The 15740-nt window shown below is 63.8% G+C and carries 17 protein-coding genes and 1 pseudogene; 12 read left to right on the top strand and 6 right to left on the bottom strand.

Annotated elements, in window-relative coordinates; all coding sequences use genetic code 11:
- Positions 1-34 precede the first annotated feature (34 nt).
- Positions 35-958 (bottom strand): ABC transporter permease, encoded by a 924-nt coding sequence (locus AWC19_RS18740; protein WP_085079542.1) that lies wholly within the window; start codon positions 956-958, stop codon positions 35-37.
- Between the two features lie 848 nt (positions 959-1806).
- Here AWC19_RS18740 and AWC19_RS18735 point away from each other — a divergent pair.
- Positions 1807-2205, top strand: a complete 399-nt coding sequence (locus AWC19_RS18735) for a hypothetical protein (RefSeq protein ID WP_142281288.1) — start codon at positions 1807-1809, stop codon at positions 2203-2205.
- A 148-nt stretch (positions 2206-2353) separates the two neighbouring features.
- Here the strand turns inward: AWC19_RS18735 and AWC19_RS18730 are convergent, their stop codons facing one another.
- Both AWC19_RS18730 and AWC19_RS18725 read right to left on the bottom strand, forming a co-directional pair.
- Complete coding sequence (locus tag AWC19_RS18730) at positions 2354-3223, bottom strand: SGNH/GDSL hydrolase family protein (protein WP_085079505.1); 870 nt, start codon at positions 3221-3223, stop codon at positions 2354-2356.
- Positions 3220-3963: an SDR family oxidoreductase gene (locus AWC19_RS18725; protein ID WP_085079504.1), complete on the bottom strand. Its 744-nt coding sequence runs from the start codon at positions 3961-3963 to the stop codon at positions 3220-3222. Before AWC19_RS18725 ends, AWC19_RS18730 begins: the two co-directional genes overlap by 4 nt.
- A gap of 292 nt (positions 3964-4255) precedes the next feature.
- Here AWC19_RS18725 and AWC19_RS18720 point away from each other — a divergent pair, with 292 nt between their 5' ends.
- The 4 genes from AWC19_RS18720 to AWC19_RS18705 all read left to right on the top strand — a co-directional run bounded on the left by AWC19_RS18720 (position 4256) and on the right by AWC19_RS18705 (position 9399).
- Positions 4256-4846, top strand: a complete 591-nt coding sequence (locus tag AWC19_RS18720) for a TetR family transcriptional regulator (RefSeq protein ID WP_085079503.1) — start codon at positions 4256-4258, stop codon at positions 4844-4846.
- A gap of 159 nt (positions 4847-5005) precedes the next feature.
- On the top strand, positions 5006-6055 hold the full coding sequence (locus AWC19_RS18715) for a zinc-binding alcohol dehydrogenase family protein (RefSeq protein ID WP_085079502.1): 1050 nt from the start codon (positions 5006-5008) through the stop codon (positions 6053-6055).
- A gap of 106 nt (positions 6056-6161) precedes the next feature.
- The gene (locus tag AWC19_RS18710) at positions 6162-7763 is read left to right on the top strand and encodes a CocE/NonD family hydrolase (RefSeq protein ID WP_158090909.1); all 1602 of its coding nucleotides are present in this window, start codon (positions 6162-6164) and stop codon (positions 7761-7763) included.
- A gap of 91 nt (positions 7764-7854) precedes the next feature.
- Positions 7855-9399, top strand: coding sequence for an acyl-CoA synthetase (locus AWC19_RS18705; RefSeq protein WP_085079500.1), 1545 nt, complete (start codon positions 7855-7857; stop codon positions 9397-9399).
- Between the two features lie 424 nt (positions 9400-9823).
- Here AWC19_RS18705 and AWC19_RS18700 read toward each other — a convergent pair whose 3' ends face one another.
- Positions 9824-10525: a hypothetical protein gene (locus tag AWC19_RS18700; protein WP_142281286.1), complete on the bottom strand. Its 702-nt coding sequence runs from the start codon at positions 10523-10525 to the stop codon at positions 9824-9826.
- A gap of 119 nt (positions 10526-10644) precedes the next feature.
- On the opposite strand from AWC19_RS18700, the pseudogene AWC19_RS18695 reads away from it, so the two are divergent.
- Positions 10645-10838, top strand: a pseudogene (locus AWC19_RS18695) (hypothetical protein); the annotation flags it as partial.
- Between the two features lie 110 nt (positions 10839-10948).
- Complete coding sequence (locus tag AWC19_RS18690) at positions 10949-11587, top strand: TetR/AcrR family transcriptional regulator (RefSeq protein ID WP_085079498.1); 639 nt, start codon at positions 10949-10951, stop codon at positions 11585-11587.
- A gap of 239 nt (positions 11588-11826) precedes the next feature.
- On the opposite strand, the gene AWC19_RS18685 is transcribed toward AWC19_RS18690, so the two are convergent.
- Together AWC19_RS18685 and AWC19_RS18680 are read right to left on the bottom strand one after the other, a co-directional pair.
- Positions 11827-12312 (bottom strand): MarR family winged helix-turn-helix transcriptional regulator, encoded by a 486-nt coding sequence (locus tag AWC19_RS18685; RefSeq protein ID WP_085079497.1) that lies wholly within the window; start codon positions 12310-12312, stop codon positions 11827-11829.
- Between the two features lie 110 nt (positions 12313-12422).
- Complete coding sequence (locus AWC19_RS18680; protein ID WP_085079496.1) at positions 12423-12677, bottom strand: carbonic anhydrase; 255 nt, start codon at positions 12675-12677, stop codon at positions 12423-12425.
- 205 nt (positions 12678-12882) lie between these two features.
- Here AWC19_RS18680 and AWC19_RS18675 point away from each other — a divergent pair, with 205 nt between their 5' ends.
- From AWC19_RS18675 to AWC19_RS18655, 5 genes are all read left to right on the top strand, one after another.
- Positions 12883-14391 (top strand): aromatic/alkene/methane monooxygenase hydroxylase/oxygenase subunit alpha, encoded by a 1509-nt coding sequence (locus AWC19_RS18675; RefSeq protein WP_085079495.1) that lies wholly within the window; start codon positions 12883-12885, stop codon positions 14389-14391.
- A 5-nt stretch (positions 14392-14396) separates the two neighbouring features.
- Positions 14397-14642: a toluene-4-monooxygenase system B family protein gene (locus AWC19_RS18670; RefSeq protein ID WP_085079541.1), complete on the top strand. Its 246-nt coding sequence runs from the start codon at positions 14397-14399 to the stop codon at positions 14640-14642.
- Positions 14635-14970, top strand: coding sequence for a Rieske 2Fe-2S domain-containing protein (locus tag AWC19_RS18665; protein WP_085079494.1), 336 nt, complete (start codon positions 14635-14637; stop codon positions 14968-14970). The genes AWC19_RS18670 and AWC19_RS18665 overlap by 8 nt, the downstream gene beginning before the upstream one ends.
- Entirely contained in the window at positions 14967-15278 is a 312-nt protein-coding gene (locus AWC19_RS18660) for an MmoB/DmpM family protein (protein WP_085079493.1), read from the top strand. Before AWC19_RS18665 ends, AWC19_RS18660 begins: the two co-directional genes overlap by 4 nt.
- A gap of 3 nt (positions 15279-15281) precedes the next feature.
- Positions 15282-15740, top strand: a 459-nt coding sequence (locus tag AWC19_RS18655; protein WP_483869937.1) for a ferritin family protein, incomplete at its 3' end; no start/stop codon positions are given.

Raw genomic sequence — 15740 nt, 5'->3', positions numbered from 1 at the left:
GACCCGGCGCCATAGAGTGTTGACGGAGTAGCCATCATGCGACTGCCGAAGGAAAGAACATCACTTGAATTTGTGTGATGGCGAGGTTCGTGACAACAACGCAGACGACGTTGAGGACTACGGCTGAGTTGACCGCATCGGCTACACCGCGCGGGCCGTGTACCGCCTCCATTCCTCGCAATGAGGAAATTATCGCTACGATTGCGGCGAAAACGATGGCCTTCGCCATCGTGAACCAGACATCGACTCGATGTGCGAACAAGCCAAACGATTGCCAGAAGCTTCCAGGTGTCACATCGCTGAACACCACTGCGAGAACGTATGACGAGCCGGCGCCCGAAATGAGAATAACGGTAATCAAGATCGGGGCGATCCCAACCAACGCCAAAAATCGCGGCACGACCAATCGGCGGACCGGGTCTACCCCCATTACCCGTAGCGCCTCAAGCTCCTCACGAATCGCCCGGGCGCCGAAGTCAGAGGCAATGGCAGAAGCCGCCGCGCCCCCCGTCAACAGCCCCGCGGTAATGGGCGCACCCTGGCGAACAACTCCGACGCCACTCGCCGCGCCCAGCAGTGAACTTGCACCGACCTGGTTAACAAACCCAGATGCAACGACCGACACCATCGCGCCAAACGGTATGGCCATCAGGATGGCTGGCAACGCCGTCACTGTGAGCAACAGCCATGCCTGCACTAACAATTCACCAACGGGCAGTCTCAATCTAAGTGAGTCAATGACCGAATAACGCACCACCGCAACCGCCAGCGCCGCGCCGCGGCCTGTCGTGGCGAGCGATCGCATTGGGATCGAGCGAATCCGCGATGTCGCTCCGCCGACCGTCGACAAGCTCGCAGTCAACGCCTGCTGCGCGCGACCGGGCTCGGCATGCGCCAAGATGTCTGGCCCGTTCGACGATTCTGCCCTCGCCGGCCTGTCGTTGAGGCGGGTCGTCATCACTGGCCTCCACAGACAGCCGACTGGTGCGCGGGCGCGGCAACCATCGCCCGCATTGCGATGCGCCGACCACCGTGGTAAGTGATCGAGCGCAGCCACATCTGCCAAACCTCTCTGCAGACCATCTCGTCCGTAGACCACCTCTCCGCTAAACCCCACCCCGCGCGGCGCCGCAGTTAACGTTTGTTCATGGCAGCGTGACATGGCTCACGCGGTTGGTCAAGTGTGACTGCAGATACACCGACACGCTGACGCGTGTTGAAGTGGCGTGCATTCGCGTGATCATCGCAATAATCTGCAAGTATGGTCATTCCGACCAAAGGGTGCTCCGCGTTCAGCGCCAGCCACCTATAAACGCCCAGACGGGCGCGCGAGCTGACGGTGGAGGTAAGTATTGGTTCACTCGGTGAATTCGGCTCGGACCGGCGTCCCTTTTTGGTGCCGCTCGCACACACTTTCTGGTTCGCGCCGTTTGTTGACACGAGGACACAGTGCCAATCGAGCGGTGGCTGCCCGGTGGGCCGATCAAGTGAGATCTCAGCCGTCGAGTGGCTTTTGGTTTGGCCGCGCGGTTGCCTCGGCGTCTTCGCCTCTCGAACTGAAGTGGTCTTCCGCCAATTGACATGGTCATCGCGCAGACGCAGAACGTCCTACTACATTGTTGTGATCGGGTCGGCGGCTGGCCTACGACCCTTGCAAGATCCGCCCGCGGGTGTCGGAAACTGGCCGGTATCAGCGTGCTACTGATCTACAGCTGCTGGCGCGCTTCGCGCAGGTAGGTTGCACCTGCTGATTCAATGGATTTGGGTGGCGGGGCCATGACGTTAAGACGCCCTCGACTTCGCGCAGTGAGCGAGCATGGCTGGCCGGCAATCACCCTGCGGCGCGCACGGCGCCGCTGTGCTGCCGGCGCGTGCGGAGTGACGGTGTTCGTCTTGAGCACCATCATCGACGGCTATGTCTTAGCGATTCATGACCAACCGCAACCCAATCCGACCTTCGGGTCTCGTGACGAGGATGCGTTCTCCCTGCCGCGCTGGTATGCCTCGCAAACGGCGGACTTTACCTGGAGGCTGTTCGGCTACGGCTCGGTGCAAGTGGTGAGCCTGCGTCTGCGTGCCCGCGCGGCGATTCAGCGACGCTCGCCTTGGGACATCTGCCTTTTGATGCTGGGAACGGTGTTTGTTGCGGTCATCTTCCGGGTGGCCGCAGGGATTCGCGCCGACAGCGTGTCAACGGTCATGTAGTTCTCCCCACTGGTGGTCAGGAGATCTCCCCCTGGTGGCCGTATGCGTTGCAGAAGCGTCACCATGTGCCAAGGTCCGCCACATCAGTTGGGAATTCATGTGTTTAACACCTTTCAGGATCGAATGCGCCTAGGGTGTGTCGTGTTCGCTACCGAATGTAGTCAGCCAGGGCGTTTCCTATTGCGGCCTCCCCTGATGCGTTCGGGTGCAAGGGCAGTGCCGGATGCATGACGGTGTAGCCCTCGATGTATCGCTCGGCTGGCGGCGCGCACACGTCGTGGCCGATGGTTAGGGGTCTAGTGTCGAAGTATTCGATTTTCTTGTCGGCAGCGAGTTCCCTTTGCCGGTCGTCGATCTCGTCAATCTTTGATTGAAGGTAGACGCCGTCTTGCGGGAGAATTGGCTGCTCGGGAAAGCACCCTCCCGGGCGCATATACGTCCCGTAACCGACGATGATAATGCGCGCGTTCGGCGCCTTGGCTTTTAGGGCATCAACCATCGCAGCCCATGCCGGCACCTGGGCGTCAATTCCTGCGGAAAGCTGATCGCCTCCGCCACGGTATTGATCGGTGCACGGCGCGGCCTCAGGCGAGGATGTCCTGCAGTGCATCACAATCGGCCACAGCCCTATGTCGGCGCCGCCGATGCTGACTGTGATCAGTGTGGTGTCACTGCTCACCGCATCGATCTGCGATGGCACCGGACCCGCCGGTGTCTGTTCTGCTTGGTGCATGATGTCATTCGTGGTTGCGCCGCCGCAGGTTACGTCGGTGAAGTTGCTCGGAGCGAGTCGGCGCGCCAGAACCGATGGGTAGTCGTTGGTCGATTTGCCGCAGCCCAGCGGCGGGGCGGGCTCTGGAACCGATGGCGCCGCCGCGTAGGAGTCACCCATGGCGACGTATTTGAGCTCCTTGGCCGCCGGTTGCGCGGTCGCCGAAGACGCGGCGGTGCAGGCGATTGCGAGTGTCGCGGCCAGCGCTGAGCCGGTCCGCATCAGACATGCTGACGCCAGTTTCATAGTTGGGATACGCCTCCGTCGACTGGGAGTTCGGCTCCGGTGGTGTACGTGGCTTCAAACGCGAGGAAAACCACCGCCTTGGCGACCTCATCGGGATGACCGAGGCGTTTCATCGGATTATCTTGAGCCATCTGGTATTTCGTCTGCTCTGCGTCCTCCGGAGGCATCGCTTTGGCGAGGATCGTTGTGTCGATGGGACCGGGGCTTACGGCGTTGACGCGGATGCCGCGCGGCAGCAGTTCGACGGCCAAGGTGCGCGCCATCGAGCGCAGCGCCGCCTTGCTGGCCGAGTAGGCGCTGACCAGTGGCAGGCCCATTACATTCACGACCGAGGTGGTCAGCACTACCGCACTGCCCTCGGCCATGAGCGGGACGAATCTCTGCACGGTGAAATATGGCGCCTTGGTGTTGAGGGTCAACAGGCCGTCGTAGACCGCCTCGGTCATATCCTCGAACGGCACGAAGTGGGTCGAGCCGGCGTTCACGAACAGCAGGTCGATACTGCCGAATTCGGCTTTCGCCCGGTCGGCGAGGGCGTCGATGTCGAGCATTGAAGTGGCGTCGCTTTGGATTGCAATCGCATTCGGTCCGAGGGTGCCACGGGCGGACTGCAGTGCGGCCTCGGACCGCCCAGTGACTAGGACGCGAGCTCCCCTGTCGAGCAGGAGCTTTGCAGTGGCTAACCCCATTCCGCTTGTCCCGCCGGTGATTACCACGCGCCGTCCGTCATATTGCGTCATCTTTAGCCCTCCTTGAGATCGTTCGCGGAGTCAGGGCTGGACCGAGCCCACCGATCGAACTGCCCTTTTCCCATCAAGCCTGGATGCGATGTCAGTATCTGACGTCAGAGTATCAGTGATAGCAGTAGCTGTCATCATTAGCGATCTACACCGGTGGTTCACTGACGCGCAGGCGTCAGCGAAACGTCCGCTACACGATGTCTTCCCCCGCGGCGGGCTCGGCCGACCGTCTTAAGGACAGACATGATGATGTAGTGATATCAGCTGCTGTCATCAACTAGAGTCGGCAAATATGGGCCGGTGGGAACCCAACGCGCGTGGCCGCCTCGAGCAAGCGGCCTTAGAGCTCTACAGCCACCGCGGGTTCGACCAGACCACCGTTGCGGAGATTGCTCGGCGTGCAGGGTTGACGGAGCGCACGTTTTATCGGTACTTCGCCGACAAGCGCGAGGTGTTGTTTTGGGGTGAAGACGCCCTACGTGACTCGTTCGTCCAGACCGTTGCCGGGGCCCCTGACAACGCAGCACCGCTCGAGGCGGTCGTTGCTGGGCTCAAGGTTATCGGCATCCTGTTCGAGGGGCGCTCGCGCGAGCAGCCCAGGCAGCGCCAAGCAGTCATTGCCGCCAACACGGCGCTTCAGGAACGCGAGTTGATGAAGCTCGCAAGACTCGCTTCGGGTATCGCCGAGGCGCTCCGTCAGCGAGGCGCCGCAGAACCGGCCGCGAGCTTGGCCGCAGAAACTGGGGTCTTGGTCTTCAAAATCGCCTTCGACCGCTGGGTCGACGACGTCAATGAGCGCACGTTGGCACAGCTGATCGACGAATCGCTGGGCGAACTCAAGGCATTGGCCGCGGGCCGAACATCGGCTTCGGGCCGGCACTGACCGCAGCGCGCAGGGGTCGTCCACGTTCACGATAGGCATCGACCGAGTTGATGACAGTTTCTGTCATAGATGCTATGTTGACGTCAGAGTTTGACATCAGCGATGCGCTGGGTGCGGTCTGAGCTGCCCAGACGGTCGATAACGCAAGGAGTACCCGAGATGACTCCCGAGAACATGGCTCTGTGGCTGCCGAAGGCCCGAGGCCGGTTCGAGGTCGGACCCGCCCCCTACACGAAGCCTGCAGCCAACGAGGTGGTCGTGCGCGCCCATGCCATTGCGGTGAATCCGATCGACGCGGCCCCCGGGTTCGCCTATCGGGTGATTCTGCCGTGGTTGACGTTTCCCGCCGTCGTCGGCTCCGACGTCGCCGGCGAAGTTGTCGAGGTTGGCTCCGAAGTGAGTCGGCTGCGGCCAGGCGATCGCGTCGTCGGCCATGCGGCAGGGATAGAGCGCGACCGCAACCGGGCCGCAGAAGGCGCCTTCCAACTCTACGTCGTGCTCATGCAGCACCTGGTCAGCCCCATTCCTGACGATCTGTCCTTCGAGCGGGCTGCTGTGCTTCCGATGGCAGTTTCGACGGCGGCGTCGGGCATGTTTCAGCACGACCAGCTCGCGCTACGGCTGCCCACCACTGATCCCAAGGACCGCAGCGAGACAGTCCTGGTGTGGGGCGGGTCCACCAGCGTAGGCAGCAACGCGATCCAGCTGGCGCGCCATGCCGGCTACCGCGTCGTTGCCACCTCCTCGCCGCACAACTTCGGCTACCTCCGCTCGCTGGGTGCCGACGCGGCCGTTGATTACCACAGCCGAACCGCCGTCCGGGAGCTCATCGACAAAATCGGTGTCGGTCCCCTCGCCGGCACGCTCGCAATCGGCAACGGCTCTCTGGCACCGACCCTGTCGATCGCGGCGAAAGTACCCGGTAGCCGCCGTATCGCCTCCGCACAGCCCGCTCTGCTCACGCGGATCGAGTTGGCACGCCGACGCCGCCACGGTGTTCGGGTGAGCTCCATTTGGGGCGTAAGCCTCAAAGACAACGAGGTTGGCCCGGCCATCTACGAGGACTTCCTGCCGCGCGCGCTGGCGAATGGCACCTACCGGGCCGCACCCGACCCGGTGGTGGTCGGCGAGGGACTCGAGAAGCTCCCCAATGCGCTTGACCAGCTACGGAAAGGCGTCTCTGCCAAGAAACTCGTCGTTAAGGTCTGACCGCTACGAAGGCGATGCCGCCGAAATGCGCAGTTGCCTAACTGATTTCCCGTCAAAGAGGTGTAGCAGGATGGTAAAGGCAATAAAGCCCGGCTTCGGCGCGTCGTTGCTCGACCGAGCCGTCGCATCGCATTGGAAGCTGCCCAAGGCAACACATCGTTTCCGGATTGAACGTGACCTCGCCGTGCCTATGAGGGATGGGGTCGCGCTGTTAGCCGACCACTATGTTCCGGCCGGAACGCGGGGCCGCGGAACGATCCTGATACGCACGCCGTATGGGCGGGGCCTGCCCATCAAAATGGATGCGCGACTGTTTGCCGGGCAGGGCTATCACGTGGTGGTGCAGAGCTGCCGCGGCTCGTTTGGTTCCGGTGGCCAGTTCGCGCCGATGGCCGCCGACATCGACGACGGCCAAGACACCATGGTTTGGCTGCGCACGCAGCCGTGGTTCGACGGGCGCCTGGCCACCTATGGGGCGTCTGCGGTGGGATGGACGCAGTGGGCCCTGCTGGTCGATCCGCCGCCAGAGCTGCGCACGGCGGTGATTATCGCCGGTTTTCATAATGGCGTCGAGTTCGGCTTGGGTACAGGGGCTTTGCGTCTGCACGACTTACTCACGTGGTCGAGGGTGATTTTGAACCAAGAGCGGTTCGGGTTTTTGGGTGCCATGTGGGTCTTCGCCCGGGCCGCCAAACTCAATGCCCGCACCGTCGCGGCCCTGCCGCTGGCCGAGGCCGCCGACATTGCACTCCGACATCAGGCCCCGTGGTTTCGCAAGTGGCTGTGTAACCAAGACCTCAGCGACCCGTTTTGGGAGCCCTACGACGCCAGCGCCGCGTTGGAAAAGGTGTCGGTGCCGATCCGGCTGGTCGTCGGTTGGCAAGACCTTATCCTCACCCACACCATGCACCAGTATGAGGTGCTGCATGAACGCGGACTCGATGTCACGCTCACCGTCGGGCCATGGATACACCAGCAAGTAGTCCGCGGCGCGAACGGGCAGCTCGCCGCCGGCAACCTTGACTGGATGGCCGAGCACCTGGCGGGTGAACCCGTCGCCCGCAGGCACCAGCCCGTCCGGTTCGCCGTCACCGGCACTGACGAATGGCGTGAACACCCGCACTGGCCGCCACCGAGCACCGAACAGGTCCACTATTTGGGTCCGGGCGGGCAGCTCACCAGGCAGCAGCCGCAGACCGGCACCTCCTCGTTCACCTACGATCCCGCTCATCCCACACCGACGGTTGCCGGGCCCTTGATCGACAACGATGCCGGAGCGCGCGACAACCGCGACCTCGAGGCACGCTCAGACGTGCTGACCTTTACCACCCCCGCGCTGGCCGAAACGCTGGAAATTATCGGCACTCCCGTCGTGGAGCTCCACCACAGCACGAGCAATCCGCACGCCGACGTGTTCGTCCGGCTCTGCGATGTCGACACGAAAGGCTGCTCCCGCAACTTCTCTGAGGCATTCCTACGGCTTGAGCCCGCCGCCGGGGACCGGCTGCTGCGGCTACGTCTGCACCCCTGCGCACACCGGCTAGCCCCGGGCCACCGGCTACGGCTACAAGTAGCGGGCGGCTCGTTCCCCCAGTACACGCGCAACGAAGGCACCGGCGCGCCACCAGGCACCGGCACCGAACTGCGCCCGTGCCGACACACCATCCACCACGGCAAGTCCCGACTGATACTTCCCATCTCCGCATAACGCGATGTGGGCGCGGGCGTCGCCCGCATCGCACCGTGTGCGGATCGGATCAGTTGTCGCACTGAGAACTTGCCACAAGAAGGAGTACCTGATGTACCTGACTCAGGGTCTGCACCGCGCCGTCCAGGAAACGCCGGACGACGTGATGACGATCTGCGGACCTCGCCAGCACACCGTCCGGGAAGTGGCCAGCCGAGTGGCCCGGCTGGCGGGCGCCCTGCGAACCTTAGGCGTCGAAACCGAAGACCGCGTAGCGATTCTGGCCCTGAACTCCGACCGCTATCACGAGTACCTGTTTGCCGTACCGTGGGCGGACGCGGTGCTCAACCCGATCAACATTCGCTGGAGCGCCGAAGAGATCGCCTACTGCCTGCGTGACTCCGCATCCCGGGTCCTGCTGATCGACGACGCGTTTCTACCGATGCTGCCCAGTCTGTACGAAGCCGTGCCGACGCTGAGCGAAGTGATCCACATCGGTGACGGTCCCACACCCAGCGGCATGCACGCATACGAGGATCTGATTGCCGGGGCGGAGCCGATTCCCGATGTGCGCCGCGACGGGCGCGCGCTCGCCGGACTGTTCTACACCGGGGGCACCACTGGCCGCTCCAAGGGCGTCATGCTCTCCCATGCCAACTTGCACGTGTCCTGGCTCGGCTCGGCGGCCACAGGTTACGGCTGCCAGCGCGGCTCACGAACCTTGCACGCCGCACCGATGTTTCACCTCGGTGACCTCGCCACCTGGGGTGCGACCGTGCTCGTCGGCGGTAGCCATGTGTTCCTGTCGACCTTCAGCCCACTCGGCACGCTATCGGCGATCGCCACGCACCAGGTCACCGACGTGATGCTGGTGCCCGCGATGATCCAGATGCTCATCGATCATCCAGAAATCGGAAAGCACGACCTGAGCAGTCTGCGGCGCGTGATGTATGGCGCTGCGCCCATCCCGCAAGCTCTGCTCGAACGTGCCATGAAGGCCGTCCCGAGCGCGTCGTTCATCCAGGCCTATGGCATGACTGAACTATCCGCTGTCGCAAGCCTGCTCAGCCCGGCCGACCACGACAACGGCCTGTTGCAATCCGCGGGCCGAGCGGCCCCGCACTCCGAAGTCCGGGTGGTCAATCCTCAGGGAACACCCATGCCCCCGGGTGCGGTCGGAGAGATCGTCGTGCGCGGCGGGCACGTCATGCTGGGCTATTGGAACAAACCCGACGAGACAGCCGCCGCGGTCCGCGACGGATGGATGCATACCGGTGACGCCGGCTATCTCGACGAGCAAGGCTATCTTTATGTCGTCGACCGCATCAAAGACATGATCATCACCGGCGGCGAGAACGTTTATTCCGCGGAGGTCGAGAACGCCGTCGCCCGTCACCCCGCCGTCGCTCAATGCGCGGTGATCGGCGTTCCCGATCCCGATTGGGGCGAGCGTGTCCATGCCGTCATCGTCTTGCACCCGCAGACAACACTCACCCTCGATGAATTGCGTGCCCACACCAAGACACATATCGCCGGATACAAAGCCCCCCGCAGCATGGAAATCGTCGAGACATTGCCGCTTTCGGGAGCCGGCAAAGTCATCAAATTTAAGCTGCGCGAACACTACTGGAGCAACGTCGACCGCCACATCAACTGATGCTCGGCCAGACGAACATGCCTCCCCACCGCAAGGTCGGACGCACCGTGGCCGTCCCAAATGCAAAGGGCCGCGCATGAGCCAACGCCAGAAGGTGTGGTTTATCACCGGTACCTCGCGCGGCTAGCCCATAACCATAGGACTGGAATATGACTTCGTTTTGTACGGCCTGCTGACCGTGATAGGCCTTGTGCTTGCACTGGTGTTGCCTCTATTGCCGAAGTCGCGCGACGAGGTGGCAGGCGAGCTCGGTGTGTCGCGCTCGTCTGCCGCATTTCACCTCGGCTGGCCCGTGTGACTGCTCGAAGTCGCTTTCGTTCGACCACCCGGAAAGGCTGGCCCCGGTGCGGGCCCGCCCACCAAGAGTTGCGAAGCCACACAGGAAATCGCACCAAAAGCGGATCGGGCGCCGGGCTTTCCGGATTCAGGAGATGTGGGGCGTTTCGGGGAATGTCGCCGTCCCGCTGTGCGTTTGGGGGCTGCCGAGTCTGCCGATCGCTTCGCCGGTGACTGCGTCGTACCACACCGTCGCCGCGTCCCCGGGTCGCGGGATGTTCAGCCGCGGCACCACTTCGATTGTCTCGACCTGCGCGGTGGTGCCATCCGACCGTGTGTAGCTGATCGTGATCGCGGCCTCGGGGTCGTTGTCGATCGTCGTGCCGGTATCTCGCAGCGCGACAACCTTGCCCGCGACCACGGTGGCCCGCTGCACAAATCGCGCTTGCTCGGCAATCCGCTCTTCGAAGGCCCGGCGCTTGGCGGTCGCACTCCGAACGGCGGCCGACCCTACGAAGATCCCCAGCGCCAGCAGCCCGAAACAGACGCCTGCGATGATGAACTCCCCGGCCTGCAGGTCGGCGGGAACGGTCTGCGAATACACGAGGGCGGCCACGCCGGCGGCCATGATCGCCATGCCAAGGCCCACACCCCAGGTCATGATCGACCCGACCGCGATGGCCAGGATCGCCCCGCCCATCAAGTAGAAGTCGTTTTCGATGCCCGGCGGGCACGGCGGGTCATAGCCGTTGCCGCAGTCACCGATCCGATTCATCGCTGTGATCGCCGCGACCAGGCCGACCCCGCCGCCCAAGCAAAGAATCCCGCCGACAATCCGCAATGGCCGCACCCACGTGACGATAGCCAACGCCAGCGTTGTCGGCGAACCAGCGGCCCGCGCTCGGTGCTATAAGTCACCACGGCGGCCAGATTGCGCCGCGAATAGCGAGCAGGCAGACAGAAAGATTCGCCCTCGACGGCATCGGCGAGCTTGCCGACCAAATATCAGGGCTCACAGTGGATCTCGATCGCCTGGATCGGCTGATGCCACAACTGCTGGCCGATTTCCCGAAACCATCGACTCGATGAAGACGATGCGCGACTTCATGCCGTCCGCCCACAGCACGATGGCCGGCATCCAGGCCCACCAGCAGGAGGGCGCAGTCGACGAGGCGCACACCGCGCCGATCCCACAGCCGGCGGCATGGTGAATCCGACCCGCCGCTCTGGCAAGCTGTCAACAACCACGTCGTTAGGTGACAGTTGCGGCCCCATGGCAGAACCGGGATCGAAGCTTCGGCAACGCACCGACGGGCGACTCGACCGCTCGCGGGATCCGGCAATCCTGGACGCTGCGTTGGCGGCCCTGGCAGAACACGGATACGACGCCGCCAACATGAACGACATCGCCGCGCGGGCCGGCGTGGGAAAGGCCGCCATTTATCGACGGTGGTCATCGAAGGCCGCCCTGATGGCCGACGCGCTTGTGTACTGGCGCCCCGATTTGCTCAGCGTCGATGCCCCCGACACCGGCAGCCTAGCCGGTGACCTCGATGCAATCGTCAAACGCGCCAAACAAAACGACGTTTCGTTGATCAGCAACGACATCGTGCTGCGGGTCGCCTTGGAGGCTGCGCACGATCCCGAACTCGCGACCGCGCTCGATGACTTGATCCTGTTCAAAGGCCGGCGTGTGCTCTCGGCGGTTTTGGCACAAGCCGCCGATCGTGGCGAAATAGGTGCCGGACGTGACTTGTCGCTGGTCGCCGACGTCCTTACCGCAATGGGGCTATTGCGCGTCATCAGCGGAGAGACCGTCGACGCGGATTTCGTGCGGCGGGTCATCGACACTTTGATCCTGCCCGCGGTGCAGACACCAATCAACGAGGAAAGGCGCAACAGCAAGCGCTAAAGCTCGGGTCACCCGCTGCGGACGATTGCGAGCCGAGGGGCGAGCTAGTGTCACGGCGGCTGGGCCGGTAGTGCGCGTCGGGGCCAGCTGCGACGTCGGCGCTGGCCGAGGCCCTCGAAAAGCCCTTGTCTCTACACCGCGCCGCTCCCGGCACCAGCAACGACAAGATAAGACGCCGCCGCGCTCAGCCACGCCGTCGACGGCAGCATTGACGAAACACGTTCGAGACCCCGCTGCAGCTAGGCCGTGACATGGTCGGCACAGTCGACTCGCAGGTCCGATTTCGACATCGGCGTGTCGTAAAGCCTACAGCGGTAGCTTCGCGTATCGGTCTGGGTAGTTTCGAGTTGGACGCAGGTGCTGCAGGCACGCACCACGGGAAGCAATTGCGCGTCATGGAGTTTGGCCATGATGACGAGCAGCGTGTCGAGCAGCTGTTCGGCCTCGGCGCGGTCCAGTTTGGATGTGGCGATCTCTGCGGGGGCGGTCCAGCGTGCGAGCTCGGCCGCGGTTTTGCGGCCGGCGGCGGTGAGGACGAGGTCGTGGCGGCGGCGGTCGTCGGGGTCCGGGGTGCGCACCACCAAGCCTTTGCGGACCAGCGCCGCGATCGCGTCGCTGACGGTGGGATCGGCGACATTGAGCTGGCGGGCCAACGTGGTGGTACGAGCCACCGGCGGCGGGCCGACGTAAAGCCAATTCAGTACGTGCATTTGGGTGCTCGACATATCGTGCCTTTCGGCGGCCCGCCTCGCTAGCACGTGCAGGGACTCACTGACCCGGTCGAGCGCGGCGACGATCTTGGAGTCAAGGCTTCGATGACGTGCGCCTTCGGACTTCAGGGCGCGACCCCGTTCAGCTTGCCGGTGGCGACGTGGAAGACGAAGCCGCGCAGCGACCTGTGCTTGGTGACGAACGGGCTGGCCCTCATACGCCGCAGCGACTGGCGCACATCGTGGGCCAGGTCGGGGACGGCTTCGGCGGCCACCACCGCGACGTGCTTGCTCGGCGGCGACGGCGAGGGTCTTGAGGGGCATTCGGACGTGCTCGCGTGGGCGGCGTTGTGCGCGAGGTATTCGTCGGTGACCGTCACTGCGACCTCTTCCTGCGCGTTTGCTGTCGTGCTGGTGTCTGCATCGGAGCCTAACTGCGGGACGCGCCGGGAACTGACGGCGCAAATCACCGTGATCTTAACGCTTAGGACTCCTTGGCGTTTATCGCATCATGGTCTCGTCCGCGTCATCAACGCCGCTCAACGCGGCTCAGATCACCGCCCCATGCCCGACCAAGGACCACAGATGCCCAAACTTTCCCGCAGTGATTGGTATGACCTGGCTCGCGACACCAACTGGACGTTTCGCTACGTGACCGAGGAGGAGGTGTTTCCCGAGGAGCTTTCGGGGACGCATCGCGTCTCGGCCGAGGGGTGGCTCAAATGGGACGAGCCCTACAAGATCGGTTACCGCGAGTATGTGCACAATCAGGTCACCAAGGACACCACCACGTACTCGCTGAAGAACGCAATCGGGCGCTCGAAGCTGTTCGAGCAACTCGACCCGGGCTGGAAATCGGTCATCGTGGCCCATTACGGCGCCATCACGATGCCCGAATACCTGGCCTCGATCGGTGAAGCCCGGATGGGACGGTTCGGTCGCTCGGCGGCCTGGCGCAACACCGCGACCTTCGGCACCCTCGACGAGGTCCGCCACGGCCAGATCCAGGCGTTCTTCCCCTATGGTCTGCTCGACAAGGAACCGCGAGGCGATTGGGCGCTCAAGGCTTTTCACACCAATAACTGGATCGTGCTCGCGGTGCGCTACCTGTTCGACGACATGTTCGTCGCCAATGACGCCTTGTCGATCGCGCTGCAGTTGACCTTCACGTTAGAGACGGGGTTCACCAACCTGCAGTTCCTCGGGATGGCCGCCGACGCCATCGACGTCGGCGACCTGGAGTTCGGCGCCCTGATCAGCTCGATTCAGACCGACGAGGCCCGCCACGCCCAGCAGGGTGAACCCACGATCAAGGTGCTCACCGAGAACGGCGAGACCGAGTGGGGCCAGTTCCTCATCGATCACATGTTTTGGCGGTCCTGGCGCATCTTCGCCCTGTTGACCGGCCTGTCGATGGATTACTACACCCCGCTGGAGAGCCGGCGGATGAGTTTCAAGGAGTTCATCGAGGACTGGGTGGTCAAGCAGTTCGCCGACCAGTTCCGCGACTACGGGCTTCAATTCCCTTGGTACTGGGAAGAATTCATTAACGAGCTGACGTGGTATCACCATGCCATCCACTTGGGTGTGTGGTATTACCGGCCCACGGTGTGGTGGAATCCCGACGCCGGTGTCTCCGACGCGGAGCGATTGTGGCTGGAGGAGAAGTACCCCGGCTGGAACCGCGACTTCGGCAAGCAGTGGGATGTCATCACCGACAACATCCGCAACGGTGACGTCGCCGCCACGCTGCCCGAAACCGTCCCGATCACTTGCAACCTGTGCCAGTTGCCGATCGTGCGCGCCGCCGGGGTGATCGTAGGCGCGCACACCGATGCGGCCCCGTTGACTCACGTGCACAACGGCCGCAAGTACCTGTTCTGCTCGGAGCCGTGCCGGTGGATCTTCACTCAACGGCCCGACCGCTTCGCCGGCCACCAATCCCTGATCGACCGCGTGCTCTCCGGGGAGATCAGCCCACCCGATCTGGGCACCGTCTTGGAGTACTTCGGCCTTTCGCCTGAGGAGCAGGGCCAAGACGCCAGCGGTTATGCGTGGGCGCTGAATCAATCGACCAACGGATCGAGGAGTTGACGATCGTGGCGCTACTCCCCCTGACCGCCCTGTTCGAGGGCGACGTGCTCGAACTGCTCATCCCCGTCGATGACGCCGACAGCGTCGAAGCGGTGACTGCGGCGATCGCCCATCACGTCGTCGGGCACCGCGTCCCCAGACGGGATGCACCGATCCGGTTGCGCCACAACGGCAACGTGCTTGATCCGCGGGCAGGGATCGGGGCGTCCGGTGTCGGGCCGCTAGACCACGTGGAGGCCTTCTATGACTAGCGCGAGCATCTGGACTCCGGTGGCCACCCTCGACGACCTGTGGGAGGGCGAGGTCGCCGAGTTCCAGGTTGGCGACCGGCCGATCCTGCTCGCTCACCTGCGCAGCGGAGAAATCCGCGCCTACGACGGCCTGTGCCCGCACGCCGGCTTCCCGCTGGCCGACGGCGACGTCGAAGACGACATCCTGACCTGCAGCGCACACAGCTGGGAGTTCGACCTGGCCACCGGTGCCGGGGTAAATCCCGCCAACTGCCGGCTGAACAGCCACCCGGTACGCCTGGACGGCGACCGGATCACCGTATCCCTGACCGAAGGAGATCACCGATGACCGCGGCCGCGGAACAGGACAAACTCGTCGGTCCCGTCGTACGCGGCTTCGATCCCGACATCGTCGCCGCGCTCACCGACGCCATCTACGCTGACAACCCCGACGCCGACATCACCATCGAGGATCACGCCGGCTACGTACGCATCCACGCACGGCGATTCCTGCGCGTGACCCGCGCGAGCCTGGAAGCGGCTGCGGGCCAGGCGTTCCCGCTGGCCACCCTGGAACCGGCACTGGTGGCGTTCGCCGGCCGGATCCGCTACGTCGGCGACGAGGAACTGCACTGGTACCTGGACCGAGAGGACTAACACGTGACCACCGCGAAGACCCGGCCGCTCAAGACCTGGAGCATCGCCGGGGATACCCGGCGTAAACCCACCGAGTACGAAGCCGTCACCGGAGGATTCCACTACCACTTCAACCGCCAGCCCGCCCCGTTCGACCTCGACCCCGGCAGCGCCATCAACCGCTGGTACGTCAAACACCGCGAAGGCTCGCCATTGCGGGCCGACGACTGGGAAGGCTTCCGCGACCCGGCCGCGCTGAACTACCGCCGCTACATCGCCCTGCAGCACGACCGCGAGGTCTACGCCGAGGGCGTGGTCGACCACTACGAGGCACGCGACGACGACGCCAAGCTCGATACCGCTTGGGTCGAGATCCTGGGCCGCATCTACGTGCCCGCGCGCTACTTGTTCCACGTGCTGCAAATCACCAGCCTCTACGTCGGCCAGGTGGCGCCGAGCGCGTACATCACCAACGCGGCGTTC

This window comes from Mycobacterium palustre, from assembly GCF_002101785.1.
GTDB lineage: Bacteria > Actinomycetota > Actinomycetes > Mycobacteriales > Mycobacteriaceae > Mycobacterium > Mycobacterium palustre.
Note: the sequence above shows the minus strand (reverse complement) of the source record. Positions and strands in the feature narration are given on the sequence as shown.